The 19,265-nt window shown below is 40.8% G+C and carries 24 protein-coding genes, 1 pseudogene and 1 riboswitch; of the genes and pseudogenes, 10 read left to right on the top strand and 15 right to left on the bottom strand.

Annotated elements, in window-relative coordinates; genetic code table 11:
• Window positions 1-46 precede the first annotated feature (46 nt).
• Window positions 47-595, bottom strand: coding sequence for a DUF2808 domain-containing protein (locus STA7437_RS24325; protein ID WP_015195749.1), 549 nt, complete (start codon window positions 593-595; stop codon window positions 47-49).
• 344 nt (window positions 596-939) lie between these two features.
• Between STA7437_RS24325 and rppA the strand changes: the two genes are divergently transcribed.
• Together rppA and rppB are read left to right on the top strand one after the other, a co-directional pair.
• The gene (gene rppA / locus STA7437_RS24320) at window positions 940-1,620 is read left to right on the top strand and encodes a two-component system response regulator RppA (RefSeq protein ID WP_041620670.1); all 681 of its coding nucleotides are present in this window, start codon (window positions 940-942) and stop codon (window positions 1,618-1,620) included.
• Window positions 1,621-1,694: 74 nt separating this feature from the next.
• Window positions 1,695-3,041 (top strand): two-component system sensor histidine kinase RppB, encoded by a 1,347-nt coding sequence (rppB, locus tag STA7437_RS24315; protein ID WP_041620700.1) that lies wholly within the window; start codon window positions 1,695-1,697, stop codon window positions 3,039-3,041.
• Between the two features lie 96 nt (window positions 3,042-3,137).
• Here rppB and STA7437_RS24310 read toward each other — a convergent pair whose 3' ends face one another.
• The 7 genes from STA7437_RS24310 to STA7437_RS25740 form a co-directional block, all read right to left on the bottom strand.
• A complete protein-coding gene (locus tag STA7437_RS24310) occupies window positions 3,138-3,776 on the bottom strand; it encodes a class I SAM-dependent methyltransferase (protein WP_015195746.1) in 639 nt (212 codons plus the stop codon).
• Complete coding sequence (locus tag STA7437_RS24305; RefSeq protein WP_015195745.1) at window positions 3,766-4,224, bottom strand: putative iron-sulfur cluster-binding metallochaperone; 459 nt, start codon at window positions 4,222-4,224, stop codon at window positions 3,766-3,768. Before STA7437_RS24305 ends, STA7437_RS24310 begins: the two co-directional genes overlap by 11 nt.
• A gap of 6 nt (window positions 4,225-4,230) precedes the next feature.
• The gene (gene merF / locus STA7437_RS24300; RefSeq protein WP_015195744.1) at window positions 4,231-4,452 is read right to left on the bottom strand and encodes a mercury resistance system transport protein MerF; all 222 of its coding nucleotides are present in this window, start codon (window positions 4,450-4,452) and stop codon (window positions 4,231-4,233) included.
• Between the two features lie 11 nt (window positions 4,453-4,463).
• Window positions 4,464-4,904: a heavy metal-responsive transcriptional regulator gene (locus tag STA7437_RS24295; RefSeq protein ID WP_015195743.1), complete on the bottom strand. Its 441-nt coding sequence runs from the start codon at window positions 4,902-4,904 to the stop codon at window positions 4,464-4,466.
• 6 nt (window positions 4,905-4,910) lie between these two features.
• Window positions 4,911-5,180 (bottom strand): thioredoxin family protein, encoded by a 270-nt coding sequence (locus STA7437_RS24290; protein WP_015195742.1) that lies wholly within the window; start codon window positions 5,178-5,180, stop codon window positions 4,911-4,913.
• Window positions 5,181-5,271: 91 nt separating this feature from the next.
• Window positions 5,272-6,411, bottom strand: coding sequence for a hypothetical protein (locus tag STA7437_RS24285; protein ID WP_015195741.1), 1,140 nt, complete (start codon window positions 6,409-6,411; stop codon window positions 5,272-5,274).
• A gap of 13 nt (window positions 6,412-6,424) precedes the next feature.
• Window positions 6,425-6,610 carry a CbtB domain-containing protein gene (locus STA7437_RS25740; RefSeq protein ID WP_245562222.1) on the bottom strand — a complete coding sequence of 62 codons (186 nt, stop codon included), beginning with the start codon at window positions 6,608-6,610 and terminating at the stop codon, window positions 6,425-6,427.
• Between the two features lie 22 nt (window positions 6,611-6,632).
• Window positions 6,633-6,783, bottom strand: a riboswitch (cobalamin riboswitch).
• A 77-nt stretch (window positions 6,784-6,860) separates the two neighbouring features.
• Between STA7437_RS25740 and STA7437_RS24280 the strand changes: the two genes are divergently transcribed.
• The 3 genes from STA7437_RS24280 to STA7437_RS27550 all read left to right on the top strand — a co-directional run bounded on the left by STA7437_RS24280 (window position 6,861) and on the right by STA7437_RS27550 (window position 9,750).
• The gene (locus STA7437_RS24280) at window positions 6,861-7,940 is read left to right on the top strand and encodes a multicopper oxidase domain-containing protein (protein ID WP_041620668.1); all 1,080 of its coding nucleotides are present in this window, start codon (window positions 6,861-6,863) and stop codon (window positions 7,938-7,940) included.
• Window positions 7,937-9,091 (top strand): ZIP family metal transporter, encoded by a 1,155-nt coding sequence (locus tag STA7437_RS24275; RefSeq protein ID WP_015195739.1) that lies wholly within the window; start codon window positions 7,937-7,939, stop codon window positions 9,089-9,091. Before STA7437_RS24280 ends, STA7437_RS24275 begins: the two co-directional genes overlap by 4 nt.
• A gap of 218 nt (window positions 9,092-9,309) precedes the next feature.
• Window positions 9,310-9,750 (top strand): tetratricopeptide repeat protein, encoded by a 441-nt coding sequence (locus STA7437_RS27550; RefSeq protein WP_083856904.1) that lies wholly within the window; start codon window positions 9,310-9,312, stop codon window positions 9,748-9,750.
• 77 nt (window positions 9,751-9,827) lie between these two features.
• On the opposite strand, the gene STA7437_RS24265 is transcribed toward STA7437_RS27550, so the two are convergent.
• Window positions 9,828-10,412, bottom strand: a complete 585-nt coding sequence (locus STA7437_RS24265; protein WP_015195738.1) for a thermonuclease family protein — start codon at window positions 10,410-10,412, stop codon at window positions 9,828-9,830.
• A 417-nt stretch (window positions 10,413-10,829) separates the two neighbouring features.
• Between STA7437_RS24265 and STA7437_RS24260 the strand changes: the two genes are divergently transcribed.
• From STA7437_RS24260 to STA7437_RS26740, 5 genes and pseudogenes are all read left to right on the top strand, one after another.
• Window positions 10,830-11,822 carry a tyrosine-type recombinase/integrase gene (locus tag STA7437_RS24260; protein ID WP_015195737.1) on the top strand — a complete coding sequence of 331 codons (993 nt, stop codon included), beginning with the start codon at window positions 10,830-10,832 and terminating at the stop codon, window positions 11,820-11,822.
• Window positions 11,823-11,847: 25 nt separating this feature from the next.
• A pseudogene (locus STA7437_RS24255) lies at window positions 11,848-12,169 on the top strand (BrnT family toxin).
• Window positions 12,132-12,335: a hypothetical protein gene (locus STA7437_RS26375; RefSeq protein WP_071882449.1), complete on the top strand. Its 204-nt coding sequence runs from the start codon at window positions 12,132-12,134 to the stop codon at window positions 12,333-12,335. Before STA7437_RS24255 ends, STA7437_RS26375 begins: the two are co-directional and overlap by 38 nt.
• A gap of 125 nt (window positions 12,336-12,460) precedes the next feature.
• Complete coding sequence (locus STA7437_RS26745; RefSeq protein ID WP_171815494.1) at window positions 12,461-12,601, top strand: hypothetical protein; 141 nt, start codon at window positions 12,461-12,463, stop codon at window positions 12,599-12,601.
• A gap of 18 nt (window positions 12,602-12,619) precedes the next feature.
• A complete protein-coding gene (locus tag STA7437_RS26740; protein WP_171815493.1) occupies window positions 12,620-12,790 on the top strand; it encodes a hypothetical protein in 171 nt (56 codons plus the stop codon).
• On the opposite strand, the gene STA7437_RS24245 is transcribed toward STA7437_RS26740, so the two are convergent.
• The 6 genes from STA7437_RS24245 to STA7437_RS24220 all read right to left on the bottom strand — a co-directional run bounded on the left by STA7437_RS24245 (window position 12,759) and on the right by STA7437_RS24220 (window position 19,165).
• Window positions 12,759-13,223, bottom strand: coding sequence for a DNA-binding protein (locus tag STA7437_RS24245; protein ID WP_015195735.1), 465 nt, complete (start codon window positions 13,221-13,223; stop codon window positions 12,759-12,761). The genes STA7437_RS26740 and STA7437_RS24245 overlap by 32 nt on opposite strands.
• Before the next feature lie 200 nt (window positions 13,224-13,423).
• Window positions 13,424-14,329 carry an S-4TM family putative pore-forming effector gene (locus STA7437_RS24240; protein WP_015195734.1) on the bottom strand — a complete coding sequence of 302 codons (906 nt, stop codon included), beginning with the start codon at window positions 14,327-14,329 and terminating at the stop codon, window positions 13,424-13,426.
• Window positions 14,330-14,355: 26 nt separating this feature from the next.
• Window positions 14,356-15,357 carry a nucleotidyltransferase family protein gene (locus STA7437_RS24235; RefSeq protein WP_015195733.1) on the bottom strand — a complete coding sequence of 334 codons (1,002 nt, stop codon included), beginning with the start codon at window positions 15,355-15,357 and terminating at the stop codon, window positions 14,356-14,358.
• A 100-nt stretch (window positions 15,358-15,457) separates the two neighbouring features.
• On the bottom strand, window positions 15,458-16,159 hold the full coding sequence (locus STA7437_RS24230; RefSeq protein WP_150109208.1) for a hypothetical protein: 702 nt from the start codon (window positions 16,157-16,159) through the stop codon (window positions 15,458-15,460).
• Window positions 16,074-17,711 carry a hypothetical protein gene (locus STA7437_RS24225; protein ID WP_015195731.1) on the bottom strand — a complete coding sequence of 546 codons (1,638 nt, stop codon included), beginning with the start codon at window positions 17,709-17,711 and terminating at the stop codon, window positions 16,074-16,076. Before STA7437_RS24225 ends, STA7437_RS24230 begins: the two co-directional genes overlap by 86 nt.
• Complete coding sequence (locus STA7437_RS24220; RefSeq protein ID WP_015195730.1) at window positions 17,705-19,165, bottom strand: ATP-binding protein; 1,461 nt, start codon at window positions 19,163-19,165, stop codon at window positions 17,705-17,707. Before STA7437_RS24220 ends, STA7437_RS24225 begins: the two co-directional genes overlap by 7 nt.
• Between the last annotated feature and the right edge of the window lie 100 nt (window positions 19,166-19,265).

The following is a 19,265-nucleotide window of genomic DNA, read 5'->3' as shown; positions in this document are numbered from 1 at the left end:
TGTAGATTGTAGTGGTGAGAAGCGATCGCTCTCGTTCCTAAAAGTATTATTTGGTGATGTGAATTTGACCAGAACCCAAATATAGCCCAGGGCTATTTTCTCCAGTAGGAAAGGCGGTAACACCAAATAAATAGACTCCATCAACCGAAGGATTCTGCTTTGGTTTGATGGATATTGTGACTGTATTTCCTGGCTCTACAGGAGTATCAAAGAGAACAATTATGTCTCCAGGCTTGGACTCTTTCTCCACCGCAGTCAGAGGAATATTATCGCCTGATAAACTGTTGCCCAGTGACGCTTTAGTCTTGTCTGCTTTGAAAACAACAGTATCGGAATTTTCCTTCTGAGTAATCTTGACCGATTTTAAAGCCTCTCCTGCATCTTCGGGAACTTCAATCGTAAATTGATATTTGGCTCCAGGATTATTGCGATTGCTAAAAGTGGCAGCAGCGCGAGTTAGGCGAGGAGAGCTTTCAAAAGCTTTTTGTCCGTCGAGTAGTTCCACTGCATTTACAGGTTTAGAAACCAAATAATTAGCTCCAAAAACCATAGTAGAAATTGCCATTACAGAAGATATAAATAATTTATTTGACATGATCTTGCGTCCAAAAATTAACAATTATTAATCATTATTGCTAAATTAAATCCTCAAAAACTGTTTGTTTATGGGAGTTAAGCACATTAAATAAGAGCCAAAAACCAATCTTTTTTTCTGAGAATTAAAGTAATTTGATTAGTTATTTGTATGCTTACAAAAGCAATAATTGATTAATTGCAACTTTTGCATAGAATAATTAAATCAGAATGAAATTGAATATTTTTGTCCAAAAAAAGTTTTTTCATCCCTATTTAATAACTTCATGTCAGAATAAATATTTATGGATTTGAGCAGCTATATCTGTCTCGAAAACTCTTGATAATCTAGAACCAATGTCTTGTATGAGAATATTGCTAGTCGAAGATGAACCAGATTTAGGGGCTGCTATCAAGCAGAGTTTAGATCGCAGCAATCATGTTGTAGATTGGGCTGTAGATGGTCTTGATGCTTGGGATTACTTTAAGCTGAAGGAATATCATCTGGGGATTTTTGACTGGCTGTTACCTGGAATATCGGGAATAGAATTAACCAAGCGGGTTAGGCAGCAGCAAAAGCCTTTACCCATTCTGATGTTGACGGCAAAAGACAGCATGGAGGACAAAATAACAGGCTTAGATGCAGGAGCAGATGATTATTTAGTTAAACCCTTCGATATGCCAGAATTATTAGCAAGATTGAGAGCTTTACAAAGAAGAACTCCTCAATTACAACCCCAACGGTTACAAGTAGGAAATCTCAGTTTAGATTACGGTACTAATACCTTTTGGTTGCAAGAAGAATCGGGAGAAATACAGGTATTACTGACCAAAAAAGAATTTCAGTTGTTAGAGTATTTTATGCAGCATCCCGAACAAATCGTTACCAGCGAACAGCTTTTAGACCGTTTATGGGAATTTGGGGCAGAACCACCTAGTAATGTAGTAGCAGCCCAGGTATGTTTGCTAAGACGCAAGTTGACCAAATATGGATGCGATGAGATGCTAGAAACTGTATACGGACTGGGTTATCGTTTCAAACCATAAAGCCGATTTATTAACGCATCAGTCGTCAGTTTTTGGCTCTAAGTGCTTTTGGAGAAAGACTAATTTTATTGGATGTGAAGCAAAACCGACTTTTTTCAAGATCGCGCTGGCAATTAGCTAGCTGGTATGCAGCCATACTAGGCATAGTTCTCTTGATTTGTGCCTTGGGAGTTTGTGAAGCTGTTGCCCATGCTCATCGTATTACCATTAATCAAGAACTAAAATCGGTGGCGGGGACTCTTCATGACAGTTTTTTACCTATTCTCAAGCAGCCAGGGAAAATAGAACCAGAAGTAAAAGAGTTATTACCCGATACTTGTCTCGTCGAAACAGGTTGTTACAATCAAGCTCGTTTTCAATCTTATAAATTAGGGGTAATTGGACAAGACAAATATTATTTACGTCTCTTCGATTTATCAGGGGATTCAGTAGCTGTAGCAGGAATGCAGCCTGAATTACCCCAGGTATCTAACCAGCAGGAGTGGCAAACTTTAACCGATGTTAAAGGTACTCGCTATCGGCAAATTTCTTTTCTTTTACACACTCAACAAGGTAAGAATTGGGGTTATCTTCAAGTTGGTAGAAGTCTCCAAGATGTCGATCGCTATGTTGCTAATGTTAAGTCGATCTTACTGTTGGGAATGCCTTTAGTGGTGTTATTAGTAATGTCTGCTAGCTGGTGGTTCTCAGGTTTAGCAATCCGCCCGATATACCAATCCTATCAGCAGATGCAGCAGTTTACCGCCGATGCTGCCCATGAACTGAGAACACCCCTCGCAGCTATTCAAGCAACGGCTCAATCCGATCTCATGCTGCCCAATTTATCTGAGGATCGAGCCAAGGATACCCTCAAAAATATCGTGAGACAGAACAAGCGATTATCTTATTTGGTAGCAGATCTATTAATCCTGTGTCGTATCGATGGGGAGATAAATAGCAACAACTCTCGCAAAAAAAGAGAAAAAGTTGCTCTAGCAAACTTAATTATTGAAGTAGAAGAAGATTTGGCAGCTTTGGCAATGGCTTCAGAAATTGAGTTTAGTTCCCAAATTAAAGTATCTCAACCTATCGAGATAATTGGCGATCGCACTCAGCTATATCGTTTGATTACTAATCTGGTAACAAACGCGATTCAGTACACGACCGCAGGGGGTCAAGTCATTATCAGTCTGACAGAAGAACATCGTCAGGCAGTAATTTCTGTTCGAGACACGGGCATCGGTATTGCTAAAAACGAACAAAAACGCATCTTTGACCGCTTCTATCGAGTAGATAAAGCTCGTTCTAGAAGTCAAGGTGGTTCTGGATTAGGGTTAGCTATAGCAAGGGCGATCGCTCTAGCCCACAACGGCAGTCTGGAAGTACAAAGTGAGATTGGTAAAGGAAGTAACTTTATAATTCGACTGCCTAAATACCAGTGACATTCTCTAATTGTAGTAAATCTTACTACTAGCTCGGCTTCGCTGGCACAACGAGCGAGAGGTTCGCTCTTTCTCTGCGATCGCGATTGTCAAAAATCAGCTAATTTTAGATGATAAAACCGTAACAGCCATCAGTCCCCAAATAACTCCAAAACGAACTTTAGTTGCACGGTAAATTTTAAAATCAGCAGATAGCAAGAGCTGATGTAATTGGTCTTGTGTATAGCATTGTTGATGAGCGGGATCGAAAATTTGTAAGAGCCAGTCGCAGATTCTACATACTGGATAATCTTTATTCCAGTCGAGAATAATTACCTTGCCATTGGGTTTTAGCACTCTTTTCATTTCTGCTAATGCTACTTCAGGTTCATCAAAATAATGAAAAGCATTAGCGCATACCACCACATCAAAAGATTCACTAGCAAAGGGCAATGAATGAACTGAGGCTTGATGAAATTCAATGTTAGGATAAGCCCGATATTTTTCCCTGGCTATATTCAACATCTTCTCTGATATATCAATTCCTGTAATTTTTTGTGTCGGATTTTGATTGAGCAAAAGTCGTTCAAATTCACCTGTACCACAAGCAACATCTAGAATTGTAGACTGTGGTTCAATCTCCTCCCAGTTGTGCAGGAAGGTAAGTGTGTTGACGATGTAGTTGCGCCAGCGTAAATCGTAAATATCAGCAAGGCGATCGTATTGAGTTTTGACTTTGACTTCATTAATGTTCATAGTTTTGCGCTAGTTGTCGAACATTATCCAAGCAACAGCTTCCTTGAGGATTATTTACTTCGCAACCGCAGCGTCCAGCTTGGATGTGACTGCGGATATTAGTCTCGGCACTGCTTTTACCCGTCTTGATAATTTCCTGTTGGATGCGACTGCGACTCCAGCCAAAACAGTAACATACAGGTACATTTAAACCCTTATCCTTCTGAAATACGGGAACTTTTACCTGTTCGGTGCTAAATGTCTGACCCTCTTCATTAAAATAAACTACAGGACAATCTGGTGCAGTACAGAAATAATAAGCTGTATTTGGATTGAGGTTTTCTAAAGCTGAAGGTATGAGCAAACTTTTTAAGGTAATAGTTTGAACCATTTTTCCTCTTATTCCATTTCTAGGACAAGTTTTATCCCAGGAAGTTTGCTGGGGAGGGCAACAACAAGTTTCAGTCATGATAAATTATTTATGACGCTCATAGCAACGACGATAACGACTGTAGGAAAGAACAGTTAAGGCAAGCATGATCAACAAGGCTGGCAATAAAACGTAGTCAAGATAACCTACTAGCGCACTCAAACCAATTGCTCCTAAAAGAATAACTAGAATCGGAGTAAAGCAGCAAAGAGCCACCAGAATTGTGCCACTTATACTAACGATGAGAGCGGTTTTAGGGTTCATCATTTTTAGCTGAATCACTCAATAGATTCGATTAGCCCGCAGATTTTACCCTGACAGATTTCTTCAGTCGGGAGAGTAGACGCATTGGGTAATAATTTACTAATTTCCTCGTACCGACTGGCTAATTCTTGACGTAAAGACATCATTTCCTCAATTTGGCGGTTTAAATCGTCTAAGCGTTGCTTGACCATTGTTTTGAGACTGGCACAAGGAGGTGTTCCTTGAGTTCTAATAGCAATTAGTTGTTTTATTTCATCTAGGGAAAGTCCAAATCTCTTGGCTTTTTGAATGAAGCGCAAGCGTTCTTCATTTTCTTGACCATAGATGCGATATTGTGATTCGGTGCGCCTGGGAGGTTCAAGTAATCCCAAGCGTTCGTAATAACGGATGGTATGAGCCGATACCCCCACGCGATCGCTTAACTCGCCAATCAACCAGCCTTCTTTACCTGCCATTTTGCCTTAACCTTGACCAATACCAGCAGCTACAAGCATCTCGCGAGATACAGGCTGTTGAGAGGAACAGCACTCTGCTAGTTTGCCATTTACTACTACCGCAGGAACGCGATAAATTCCATATTGTGTCCTTTTTTCTTTTTCTGCTGCACTTTCCTGATGTAGATCGTAGATTTTCACCTCGCAATTAGAACAAGCTAATTCTCGCACCAGCTTGACAGTTTCATCGCATAGAGGACAACCAGCTACAAATACTTCTACTAATCGTTTTGTCATCTCTTTTTCCTCTTGAAATTGGAGTTCTAGATTTAGCTTAAACCTTAGAGTTAACTCTAATGTCAAGAAGAAATTAGATCGCATATTCAAACTAGGAAACTGGCACTTTTTGCCGTCTCCGTCTCCATAATCCTGCGATTAATCCCACCACAAAAATAAGGGTAAAATATAACAGACTGATAAACCGACGTAATAGTGGCGGAGCAATAGCTTCTACTTCTATTTCCTGAGATATCTTTAATGGCGTAAACTGCTGAGAAGAATTTTCTAAAGGAGTAACTTCTACTGTCACGTTGTGGGGTGCGCCATCAAAAAACTGTTCTTGCCAAGTCAATTTACCCGTAGTATCGGGAATACCTTGATAGGCAAACATCAATGCGTTATTCTCTAAAGCAATTGACTGAACACCAATTTGCACATCCGTTACTGGTTTGCCTGTGGTGGAATTGGTAACTTGAACTGTTTTAGTCGCTAAATTACCGACAACCCCTTGGGTATTTCCTAATAACTCTACTTGTACTGCTTGATTCTTGTTAATAATTGCAGAAGGAGTAGAAGACGTAACCGCATCGCCTGCACTATGATGTGCTGCTGTTTCTGCACTCCAGTTAACCAAAAATAAAACTGCGATCGCCACTACTGTCATGCTACTTAACAACATTCTTACTGGTTGAGGCGCAATTTCCCCATCACGTACATTTTGCTCGCCACCTAAGAGCCAACCGCCACCAAAGCCAGTGCTTAACAAAATAGCAGCTAAAATTGCCAGATTGCGATATTTCACAGCATTTTCGGGGATACTTAAGGTTAAGGATTGTTCAAAAGCCTCGAATGTCCCTTTAACTTGAGGAGTTACTCCTATTTTCATACTGTAGTTACCGCGAATCGGTAATACTTGCTCGAACTCTAGATTGCCTTGAGGAGCGATCGCTTCTAAATTGAGTAATTCTGTTTCCTCGACTATGGGAAAATCTGAAGTAAACCAGGGGGTTTTGTTTGGGGTTAAGATGCGAACCCGAACCTTAGCATTGGGTAAAGGCTGTTTGTTAGTATCGACTGCCTGAAGTTGCAGTTTAACTACCGTATCATCTGGAATCACCTGTTCTAGTGGTGGCTCGGTTTTAAGCTGTACTGTTGGTTGAGAGACAACCGAAGTTGAGTTGGATAAGCAAATTAGTCCCCAAAACGCGATCGCTACTAGGGTTAACAAAGCATATTTAATTGATTTCATGTCTTCCCCCTAATTAATGACAAGGGACTGTCAGAGTGTGGTGACGAGTTTCGTGTAGTGCGTCGTGAACAGGAGGATATGTAGAGAAATAAAGCGTCCAGAGAATTATCATGCACAGACTAACCAACAAGACAACCTGCATCGGCAATGATAAAACAAAACGCTGGGTGTGTTGCCAAAAATTACTTGTACTAATCACGATCTGTACCTCGCAGATATCAATTTAATTTAACCGAGTGGCGGGCATCCTGACTTAGAAACGTAAGTATTCAGTCTCTTTACAGTTGCGGGACAGCGTCGGATTTACACCGAACTTTCCCCATTACTTCTAATGGCTGTTCCTCATTAGAACCTACTCTTCTCTTGAGACTACCATAGTTATCACGAACAAAATTTATCAATCTCTAACTTCTGCTAAGATTATGAGAAGAATATGAAAAGTCTTAAAAATGATATTTAATGTTTCCAGGCGATCGCTGTTGGAACTGGGTTTGCTCGGAGGGGGAAGTATCTTAGGAAAGTTTTTACCCAATAAAGCATTAGCTCAAAATTCCCAACAGCATAATTCTCAAGTTACTAATAGTGCAGTTCACGGTGGCAGCACTACGGTAGGTGATGTGGATAACGATCGCAATGGTTTTAGTCCCCGCGATATTCTAAACGATTGGGACGGGGGAAAAGTCTCTCAACTACCTAACGGTCAGACTTGGCGAGAATATGATATTGCTGTTGAAGAACGGGAAATTGAAATTGCACCTGGGGTATTTTACCCCGCCTGGACTTATAACGGTCGAGTTCCTGGTTCTACCATTAGAGTAACCGAAGGAGATCGCGTTAAGATTAATTTCCGCAATAAAAGCCGACATCCCCACACCATTCACTTTCACGGTATTCATTCTGCCAGACAAGATGGCGTTCCTGGGACGCTAGAAGCCATGCCAGGAGGAGAAGTAGTGTACGAATTTGATGCTAAACCTTTTGGCTGTCATCTCTATCACTGTCATTCTGCCCCTTTTAAGCGACACCTACACAAAGGACTTTACGGCGCATTTATTATCGATCCTGACCCCAAAAGCCATCCCGAAGCCGAACAAGAGGCGAGATCGCGTTTATTAGGAACTCCCGAAAATCAACAGTGGCAGGAATTTTTAATGGTGATGAATGCGTTTGACACCAACTTTGATGAGGAAAACGAATTTTATGCCGTTAATACAATTCCCCACGAATTTATGAAGCGACCTCTCCGCATCGAACGAGATCGCCCCGTGCGAGTTTATTTAATTAACGTGACGGAGTTTGACCCAGTTAACTCTTTTCATCTTCACGGTAATTTCTTTGACTATTACGATAGTGGAACGACCCTAACGCCTACTCTTCGCACCATCGATACCGTGATGCAGTGCCAGGGACAGCGAGGTATTTTAGAATTTTCCTTCAAAGAACACGCCCCAGGACAGTATATGTTCCACGCCCATCAGTCAGAATTCCTCGAACTCGGCTGGATGAGTGCCTTTGAGGTGGTGGCATGAAAAAAACTTGGTTGTGGGCTGTTTTGCCATTGGTAGCACTAGTTACTTCGATTGGTATTTTCCTTTCTACCAATCCCCTCAGTCCATTAGGTATTTCTGCACCTCCTCTAGAAAATCTGACCGTAGAACGAACTGTCTTAGCAGATCGCGGTATTTCCTTGTTAGTGAGGGCAGAAGGTTCAGAACCAATGCAAATTGCCCAAGTGCAGGTAGATGGTTCTTACTGGACGTTCACCCAAAAGCCTTCAGGTGCTTTACCTAGACTCTCAACTGCTTGGATCGATCTGCCCTATCCTTGGGTAGAAAACGAAACCCATCATCTTAACTTGATTACCAATACGGGAATTAGTTTTGAACATACTATCGATGTAGCTGTAGCTACGCCTCAATTTTCCTTGAGCCGTCTTTGGGGCTTTACTTTACTGGGGTTATATGTTGGTGTTGTCCCCGTAGGATTGGGAATGCTGTTTTATCCGTCTCTCAAGTCTTTAGGTGGAGAAGGAATGAAGTTTATTCTCGCTTTAACCTTGGGAATGCTGGCTTTTCTGTTGGTAGATACTATTGAAGAAGGGCTAGAACTTGCTAGAGGTGCAGCCAACGCATTTTCAGGCAGTATTTTAGTTTGGGCGATCGCAGCTATCTCTTTTCTAACGATTCTAACTATCGGTCGCAGTCGAGGTAAAGCTCCTGAAGGACAAAGCCTATCTACTTACCTATCTTTCAGTATTGGCATTCATAATTTAGGAGAAGGACTAGCAATTGGTACGGCTTTTGCTGTCGGAGAAGCTGCCCTCGGTTCGCTTTTGGTAGTTGGTTTTACTCTGCACAACTTAACAGAAGGGATTGGTATTGCTGCACCTTTGGTTAAATCTAAACCGACCTTCATTACTTTTCTAGGCTTGACTGCTTTAGCGGGACTACCTGCGGTATTAGGAACTTGGCTGGGCGTTTTTGCCTTTTCTCCTCACTGGGCAGCAATCTTTATGGGCATTGGTGTGGGAGCGATTTTACAGGTAATCGTAGAAGTAGGTTCGTATTTGGCACGTACCGCCAGTAAAATCGGTGGTACATGGTTATCTAAGATTAGTTTGGCGGGATTTAGTGCGGGATTAATAGTTATGTACGGTACGGCATTGCTTGTTAACTTCTAAATCATCAAAGAAGTCTGATGTCAGATTAATTCTGTGTTCTGTTACTAGAATGGTATTGAGAGGTAATTTTTTTGTTCTGAGTTACAGCAAGAACAATCCAGCCATGAAACCGATGAAGACATCAGGCATTATCTTGGGGAGGACACGTGGGGCGAATCGAATTCGCGAGACTGAGATGTCCGTGATGACATTAACTTTTGGAGGATTGTCGGTGAGGAATTGCGTACTTTGGCTTAGGAAATTTAGAGCGAGCGATCGCCCAATTCGATCTGGCACTAAAAGTTGCTCCCCGTCATGCTGATGCTCTTAACAGAAAAGGAATCGTTCTTGCACAGCAAGGCAATCTATACCAAGCAGTAGACAACTTTGACCAAGCCTTACATTTTGATTTTAATTTTGTTGATGCTTACTACAATCGGGGCAAAGCACGTACTGAGCTAAAAAATTTTCAAGGTGCAATTGCTGATTATAACCAAGCGATTAAGCTCGATCCTACTTTAGCAGAAGCCTATGGCAATCGTGGATTGATCCGCGCTCAGTTAGGAGATAACCAAGAAGGTTTAGAAGATTTACAACACGCAGCCAAACTTTTCTTGGATTCAGGAAATATGGCTGGATACCAACAAACCCTTACTTACATTCAAATGATTCAACGGTAGAGTGTTTAATGGGGTTTGCGTAGTAAGTGTGTATAGTTTAATTTTTTCTAATAAATAAACTTTTAATACTCTAGGCATTATTTATTAGCTTTTTTAGATGCTCTAAATTCCCAAGGTGGTTGACTGTTACTTGCCCAAATTCCTAATTTATCTTCTCTGGCAATCTTTTCTGCCCAGACCAAATTCTCAGCACTCTCACAATTACCTGAATACTTCTCGTAATGCCATGCCATACCAGCTTCAACCATTGCTGTATTTAGATGTATTTCTCGCTCATAGTCGGGTTTAATCGGTATCCATAACTCAGCTACAGTACGCCCATATCTATCCTTTTCGATGGGTAAAACGTAGATTGTGCCGTCTCCTTGAGCAACAAGACTTCGCAAATAATCTCTAGATTCAATTCCCAACTTTTGGTCGCGTTCTGGGGCATCGATACCACAGAACCTAATCTTTAATTCTTCCGAACCTCGGACTACTCGCAGAGTGTCACCATCGTAGATGCTACTATTGTCTTTAATTAGCCAAGGCTTGGAGTCGATTGATTTGGTGGTAGAAGCGAAGTCCAAGGAGAGTTTATTTTGCGACTTTAAATAGGAGTAGCCAGCGAGCAGCAAGCCAATAGTGAGAATGGTGGTATTGAATATTTGTTTTAATTTCATAACTAAGAGCAAATAAGCTCAAATTGGGATAAAGAGATTTGAGAGAGTATAAATAAGTATTTTTCCCAATATTAGGCGGTATTGTTGGGTATTAAGTGAAATTTCCTTCATATATAACTTGTGAAGTCTAAATTTTTGGTAAAGTTGCCCGCGTACTGTTAAGAGAGTAGTTTTTTAGGCGCGATCTCGCTCAAACGCGAGGCGCGATGCGGACAGCTTCGCTGCGCCGAAGGCGACCGCCATCAATCATGAGTAGTTGTATCTCACAGGATTTTGTTCTCTATTAAAAAATAAAAAGTTGATAGTAAGGGTCATTTTAGTTAAAAATTATCGGTAATAACAAACAGTCCCAAATCACGGTACAGTAAGGATATTACCGACTGCGCTATTGGAAAGAGCGGTTTTCGATATCATAGAATGGAAAAAATTACTCATCATACTCCATCACATCTAGAAAACTCTTTCAATGCCAAAATTGAGAGACATTTTACTCATACCGAACCTGACGTGCTAGCTCAATTCCTTCTCGACAAACGCAATCCCAGTACCAGAAAGGCTTATGCTAAAGACCTCAATGACTTTTTTCGAGTCACTACGGGTCAGGTTGCCAACTTAGATGCGGTGCTGGAGTTTTTGCACTTAGAACGTTCGGCTGCGGTGGGAGTGGTGCTGAATTACAAATCTAAATTATTTGATAAGGGATTATCGGAAGCGACGGTCAATCGGCGGTTGGCTTCGATTAAAACTCTGTGTAGCATGGGTCGTAAGTTGGGTATCTGTCAGTTTACCCTGGAAGATGTGAAGGGGGAACGGGTTCAGCAATACAGGGATACGACGGGGATTAGTCCAGAAGAGTATCGCAAGGTTCTCGATCTTTGCGATCGCTCTTCATTACAAGGGATTAGGGATTATGCCCTGTTGAAGCTGCTGTGGGACAATGCTCTGCGACGAAATGAGGTTAGTTTGTTAAATTATGGGGATTTTGAGCCTTTATCTAGGGAATTAACCATATTAGGGAAGGGCAAGGGTACGCAGACGGAGATTATCGGCTTGAGTACCTCTACTACCAACGCGCTGCTAGATTGGTGTAAAGCATACAAGCACAAGAAGAAGAAAGAACCGTTGTTTGTGGCTCTAGATTTTAAGCACAAGGGACATCGGATCACTGGGGATGGAATTTATAAGCTGGTGCGTCGCTATTGTCGGGAGGCAGGGATAACCAAACGGATGAGTCCCCATCGGGTAAGGCACAGTTCGATTACGGCTGCTTTGGATGCTACCGATGGGAATGTGCGGAAGGTGCAGAAGTTGTCCCGTCACCGTCAGATCGATACTTTGATGATTTATGATGACAATCGGGCTAAAGACCAGGTGGAATTGTCGGAAATGCTTTCTGGTTTGACAGATTAGAGGGTAACAAAGAAAGTGGGTGATTATGGAGTTTGAATGGGATGAAAACAAACGTCAGTCTAATCTGAGCAAACACGGTATTGATTTTGTCGATGCAGCTAAGATATTTAACCGTCCCGTGCTGGAAAGGGTAGACAATCGTTATGATTATAAGGACACGTGGGGCGAATCGAATTCGCCCCCGTGAGATGTCCGTGAAGAGACTAGAATTGTTGCTTTGGGGGAAGTAAACGGCGTAGTTCTCTATGTTGTTTATACGTGGCGGGGTGAGGTACGCAGAATTATTAGTGCGCTTGAGGGCAACCAAACGTGAGCGAAACAAATATTACCAGACTATCTATGGATGAAGTGAAACAGAGCCAAAGCTTGACTGATTGGCAAAAAGTTAAAGAAATGACCGAGGAAGAGATAGAAACCCTAGCTAAAGCCGATCCTGATTGTCAGCCGACAGATGATGATTTTTGGGATGATGCTACGGTGGTTAAGCCAAACACTCATAGAGTCAGTCAATAATATCTCCTCTCGTTAAAGATGGATAAGCTGAAGTATCGGATGATTATTCAGTGGAGCTTGATTGCATCCATGCGAAATATCACTTGTTATTTCCATTGTTACTGAGGGCGGAAACGACGAAAGCAATGCTGCCAGCACTCATGGAAGTTGTGACTAATGCCCTAATGTCTTTGATACCAGATACTAAGGCAAAAGCGATCGCCGTACCGATAACAGATGCCAACCAAGTTTTAAGTAGCGATCTCCTCTCAGCTATAGCAACTTGAGAGTAAGTAAGTTGAGGGGTGGGATGGGAATCTGTTGGTTGTTTGAGTTTAATTGAGTCAGTTTGTTTATCGGGTTTATCGGACTTATCCGATACCGAGTGCTTCTGTGGTTTTGGTGAAGAAACTATTTCTGGCTGCTCTAGTTTGGGTTTGTCTTCTAATATTGTGGTTGTTTCTGTCTCCCCTTGAGCCAGTTCAACATCCCTTTTGGGGATAATGTCTGGGAATTAACTAAGGCATCAACCTCCGATAATGCCTGATTTACTTCTTCCTGTAGTCCTGGTAAGTTAAACTGCTGCGTTTTTTCGTAGTAAGCAGTAGCAATAATCTTTCTGGCAGCAATTAGTTGAGCCTCTCTGTCCACTCTTTCTAAATTAGCTGCTACGGGGTCAGCATTAATGTGTTCTTCTTCATCAGAATGACTGTAATCGACTTCGGCTTTTTCTGAGACGGAGAGAAAGCTTTCTTGTTCGAGGTTTTCTTTAAATTCTTTGACGATGGGGGAAATGTCGCGAGAAGAACCACCAACGCGATCTATTACTGCTCTGACGGTAACGCTTTTTTCTTCTTCTAATAATTCTTGACAGGCTTGGAAAACTTGCTCTCTCTTGTCTTTACTCATAATGGTTACGGTGTGGGGGCTTGGGTGGTCACAGTGGTAATAACTGGTAACGGTCTTAATACCAGGGTAGAAGATTCTTAATTATTTCTTAAACCGTATTTTTACCTAAAATGAATTGAAGTGAAGGATTTTGGGTAGAGTTAAGAATAATCTGGTAAAGAAAATAATTCAAATAAAAACGAGATATATTTCGCTTCATATTAAGGGTTTTTAAATAATTCTTCAATCAAAGCTTCAGCACCTTGATTCATTTGTTCTTCATTTTCATCTCTAATACGGTTATATATCCAATCGAAGATTAACGGATTTCGGCGACGATTATCATAGATACTATTTTGTAACTTATAAGATAATTGAGTGAGTTCTTGAGGTACTAATTTTTGATTAATAGCTTGTCGCCAGTAACTTTCTGCTTCATCTTTTAGACGATCTAATCTAGAAGCAGCTTCAATATTATCGCGATATTGATTAATTCCAAAAAATAATACAGGTGTCAAAGGAAAAAATACTGCTAAGAAAAATTTTTCTAAGGTTAAACCATTAATAAATCCTATTAAAAATACAAATATTGATAACCCAATAATTATTAACTGTATATAGTAAGCATACCGTCTTCTTAATTGAGCATCCCACCAGCAATTAGTACGTTGACAAACTAAACGACCTAAATGAATTGGTAATTGACTTACACCAATTGGATACCAATCTTTTAGTTTTGAATAATCAGAATGATTACGTCTATAATTTCGACTTTTTTGGCAAATTAATTCTGGTTCAGGACGCTTTCCAGAATTGAGTTCATTCCAACTTAATTGAAGTACATCACAATCAAATAATTGTTGAATTTTAGCAGCCTTTTCTTGTAGTTCTTTTTGGAAAGGATTAAATACAATAAATCCTAAAAAAGTTACAGTAATTCCCCAAAAAGCAGACCAGATTTTTAAATCAGGAAATTTCACCACTAAAATAGACCAAACAATAACTGCTGGTACACTAAGAATCATGTTAATTGCTTGAATTTTTTTGGCATCTGAGTAAATTTGTCTTTGGGCTGCGAGACGCTCTAACTGCTTATGTTCTAACTGTTCTTGAGTAATTGAATTCATTGATAATCATTTAACTATATCTATTACTAGCCGTAAGAAGGAAACTCATAGCCGAAAATTCTTTGCCACCAATAAATAGCTTCTTTATTATCTGATTTCTCTTCATAGACTAAAGCATATTTAGCAAAAGTTGAGGCTTCGGACATTGCAGTAATAATTTTATCTTTTGTGCTTTGAGGAACAGATAAATCTAATGCTGTTCCTAAATTCTTTGGGTCTGAACATATTTGATTTATATAAAAAGGACAATTATCAAAAAAGTATTTTATTGCATTAGGAAAATTATCAATTGAAGAAGCATATTGAAATACTTGAATTGCTAAAGTTTCAAAGTAATAGGATTGAAGTCTGGGCTTATGCGTTCGCCGATTCCAATACTTTAATAGTCGTAGCGTTGGTAAGAATTTACCATTATGTCTGGAGTTAATTTTAGTTACATTGGTTGAGTCTACTCGCGGATCTGTTTTAATCCACTTGCCTTTACCATCTGGTATCAAATAGTAAGCTATACTTCCAGAATAATTATAAGCAGGTACGGCTGGTACAATATCAAATACCCAATCATAAGAACTAAGATTAAGAGTTACTGCTTGCATAGTCTTCTTAATCTCAGCTTTTTTATAATTACTAATTGATGATAAATGATATTTGATTTTGTTAAGTATTTTTGTTGAATTTACATAGTTATAATCATCAGTAAATAAATATAAAGGAGCAAAGCTATTTTTAGCTTTTAAATAGTAAGTATAAGGTTCGTTGTATAGTGATTGTACTTCTGTATTTTCATCATTTAAGAGAATCAAAATATCTACATCATCTAATGGCTGAATTTTTGTTTTTCTAGCAAATGAACCAAATGATAAATAGCCACCTTTTAGTCTGGGAAAGTCTGCGTTATTATTCGCAAGTCTTTTAACCTGGTCAAATAGATAATTACGACTTGTTCTAGCTCGATCTGTAACATCTGGAGCGAGGTCAACGGTATCTGTTCTAAATCGATTAAATGCACTCCAGACTGTATATACCATAATGGATTTGATTCTTTTTTAGTAATTTAGTATTGTATGCTGCTCCATTCTAAACAACTTAGCTCTGATAACGCATTAAAAAGCAAGTAAATCAAGTATTTTAAAGATTTTCTTTATTTTTAAACTTATATCCTGTTATTTGTCCAATCTTACTAACTATTTCCAATTGAGTAGACTGATTATGCACTAACTGATTATTTAACTTTTCTTCTTCTTGAATAAGAGCAAGATAGGAGCTAGTCGAACCGTTACCAAAACGATAATCAATCTCCATAATCTGTTGCTGCACCTGATGATTGGCTAACTGAGATTCAACTAATGAATACTGCCTAACTGCTGCTTCATATTCCAACACCAAACCCAAAACTTGTTCTCGTAACTGCGAAGATACCTCGGCTTTGCGTCTGTGCAGATTGGCTCGATATGCCTCCAATTCCGCACTTTTAACTTCTAAATCGGCGATCGCTATGTTATTTCGCTGCACGTCTCCCCCACCGAGAATATTGGCTGCTATTCTCAAGGGGTCGGTGGAAAGATAATTAGTCCAACGTTTTTTGGATGTGTGTTCGATCCTTTTTCCTGCTACTTCTAACCGCTTATCAATCAGGGCAATTTGTTCGTCTAGGGTGACTAATTCAGGGGAATTAGCGATCGCTATTTCTGCTAGTAGTTCAATACATTCGCTGCTGCTATCCAAACAGGGTAACTCTGGAGAATCATTTGTCTTCTTCTCTGGTTTCTCTAACTTCTGTAGTTGGGGTGGGTTTGCCCGTGCTGTTGGCGATGGTTGAGCGATTGTCATTGACTGCCAGAGTAACAACGGCAGTGAGATTATGGTCAGATTGACCAGTCCATTTAATTTTTTTGATTGTGCCTTCATAGGGTGCTTTGACGGTGCTGAGTTGTTCTATTTGGTGGTCAAGAGTTTGTATCTGGGTTTCAATTTGAGCTTGGCTGTATTCCCTTTCTGCTAGCAGTCGCTCTCTTTCAGACTCCTGGCTGGCAATTGCTTGATTTCTTTGTTCGATAGCGATCGCCCTTCGGGTCTGTTCTAGCTGTCTTTGATATTCGATGTATGCCCGTTGTTCTTTAGCGGTAGTAAGTTTGCTCTCTTGCACTTCTAGCTGGATTTGTGCCGACTGTCTGGCAGCTTCTAGGTTTTTTAGGTTGGCTCGTTCGTGTTCAATTACAAGTTTTAGATTGCCTTCTTCCTTAGACCGATGACTGGGGGAAGTCTGAAGTTGAGTGAGGGAGTCAATTTTTTTCTGCTGGAGGGCGATCGCTCGTTCGGCTTCGGTTAACTTCTGTTGTTTGAGTTTAATAGCTGCTTCCTCTTCAGCATAAGAAACTGGAGGTAACGGACTAATTTCGGGGATGGGTTTGGGTTGGGCAATTGGGGTTAATGGTAGGTTGAGTTTTTCTAGGGATAGCTGTAGCTGTTTTTTCTTAGCCTGGAGGCGGTTACGTTCGTTAAGGCGATCGCTCAATACCTGTCCTGCGCTTATCTTGTCTCCTGGTTTTACTTTGAGGTCTTGAGGATTAGACAGAGTGAGTTCGATTTTGATGGTGCGGGGTTCTAAACGATTCTTTCTTGTTTCTGGTATTGGGGGAAGGGGAGTTATGGGTGCAGTAACGGAAGCAATAGCAATGTTTTCGCTCGAACGATTGTTAAAAGGGATGATTTCACAGCCGACTAAACTAACCATAATTCCTGCTGCTGCCAGATACGACCAAGTTTTTACAGACATCAGTGAGTTACTGTCAGCTAACTGTAAACTGTTTACACTAGATGGGATATCAATTATTGTTGGTGAAGCAGAGATTGCTGCTGTCCTTTCTTCTATATGGCGATCGCCTGAGTTATTATCTGGAATATTTGAATTTAATTTTTGTTTTTTCCATTTGCTGATAAGTTTGCGGGAGCAACCTTTGCCTGTGGCTTTTCTGACGTATTCAATAAGTTGGTTATAAGAAGCGTTAAGGGGTGCGTTGTCGAGTGCTTGAAATACCTGTCTGATTCTGCGCCAATGTGGAGTGCCTGGGGTTGGGAACTGTAAATAGTTTTCAGTAAAGAGCGGGCGATCTCGAAGAGATCCGCTTTGCGGTGCGCTGTTTAAAGTTGTTGATATTGGCTGTTTACTAATCTGTTTGGAGTCTAGTTTATTAGCCCTCACCCCCAACCCCTCTCCCAATTCTGGGCGAGGGGAGTAATTATCGTCATAGCTAGTTGAGGTAATGGTTTTTTTGGAAGCTGTAATATTTGCCGAAAGGTTTTGCAGCAGGTCTTTATTGACTTCGGTATTGAGCCAATCGGGAGAATTATTTTTGAGAAACTTTCTAACTTTACTCAGCATCTTCGCTCACGTTGGTAATAGGGCTGGATTTTTAGTAGTTCGGCATCTTTACCAAACCGACAGAGGGCAGTTAGGGGAGTAAGAGCTTCTACTTTTTTCTCGGAAAATCTAAACTTTTGGGATACCTTTTTAACTTCTGTTTGATCAACTGGTAAGACAATTTTGGTGCTGGAATTGCCAATAACATCAGCAGATAGATGACGTTCTGATTGGGATGCCATTACTAGAGCCAGTCCGAATTTACGCCCATCAGCAATTATTTGGTCGCAAGCACTGCCTTCCTTTTTGGGCATTTCCTTGGCTTCATCAATGAATAGGAAGGTGCGGGGAAGTCTACCCTGTATTTCTCCCTGTAAGCGATGTTGGTTCATTAGTTGCCATGCTAAAGACTCGGCTGCGATCGCTCTTAGTTCGGTGGGTAATTTGGATAGATCGATCCGTACCAGCTTCTCGTTAAACTCTGGTTGGGGACGGCTGAAAACTCCATACTGAAAAGTAGCTGCTAGCTTTAGCTTTAATTTCTGGCTTTCTTTGCATTCGGTTCTGAGGGTGGTTTGGTTAAGAGGTGGTTTGTGGATTTGGATCAGGTAGTTTTCGAGTTTGATTAGTTCCTGCCAATCAGATAGATGTTCGTAGTAGCGGATTTGAAAGGTTTCCCCTGGATAATGTTCTTTGAGGAGGTAACGAATGTGGTGGTGTCCATCGATGCGTTTTTGAATGTCTCTAGCTGCACCGATGTATAAGAGAGATGGGGAAGATGGGGGGGATTGAGGTATATTTTCTCCCCCTGCACCTTTGTGATGGAAAATGAAATAAATACCACTGGCGTTAGGCTTACCCACTGGTAAATCCCGAACACAGATACTTTCGGCTAGTTCTTTCTTCTCTTCATCTTGAAATGCCGTAGCTACTCGGCGGTTCAGTTCTTCTTCGATATCATCAAAATTAGGAGGCTCGAAACTCCATGTTGACCGTTGCTCCTGAACTATACCCCGTTTGAGATAGCAAGTTTTAATAATCTCAATCAGCATCCCTTCCTGATTAGGACCAAGGCGCAGGGATTTCTTCAATATCCCCGCTATCTGTATTGCTTGTAAATTAGAACCCCCCCCTTCAGGGTCGAGATTGACTACCAAAGGATTGATACCGTGAGGAGATGCCATGTGTATCGGATAGTAAGTCTCACCAATGATTTCTTGGTCGCCGTGAAAATCTAGCAGAATAACCTGCATCTCTGGGTAGGTTTGATGGAGAGAAAAAGCGATCGCCTTGAGGGTCTGCGTCTTCCCACTGCCAGACGCACCAATAGCCACAATATGACCGTTGGGTAAAGCTTCGGGATTCCAGTAATAACCCTCTCCTAAGTGGATGCCTTCACCTTTTGTTTGTTGGGTGTTGATGGGTTCGGGTTTGAGGACGGCTATTGGTAAGGGTTTTTCTTTCCTGGCAAACATCGGCGGGTATTAGTTATCGAGTTCTAATACCAGTTATCGGTTATGGTTGTGGGTTTTAGCCGTGATCTGGGTTGGATTTTGGATTAAGCTATAAGGCAAT

It is taken from the genome of Stanieria cyanosphaera PCC 7437 (genome assembly GCF_000317575.1).
Classification (GTDB): domain Bacteria; phylum Cyanobacteriota; class Cyanobacteriia; order Cyanobacteriales; family Xenococcaceae; genus Stanieria; species Stanieria cyanosphaera.
This window is presented reverse-complemented; position numbering and strand designations above follow the sequence as displayed.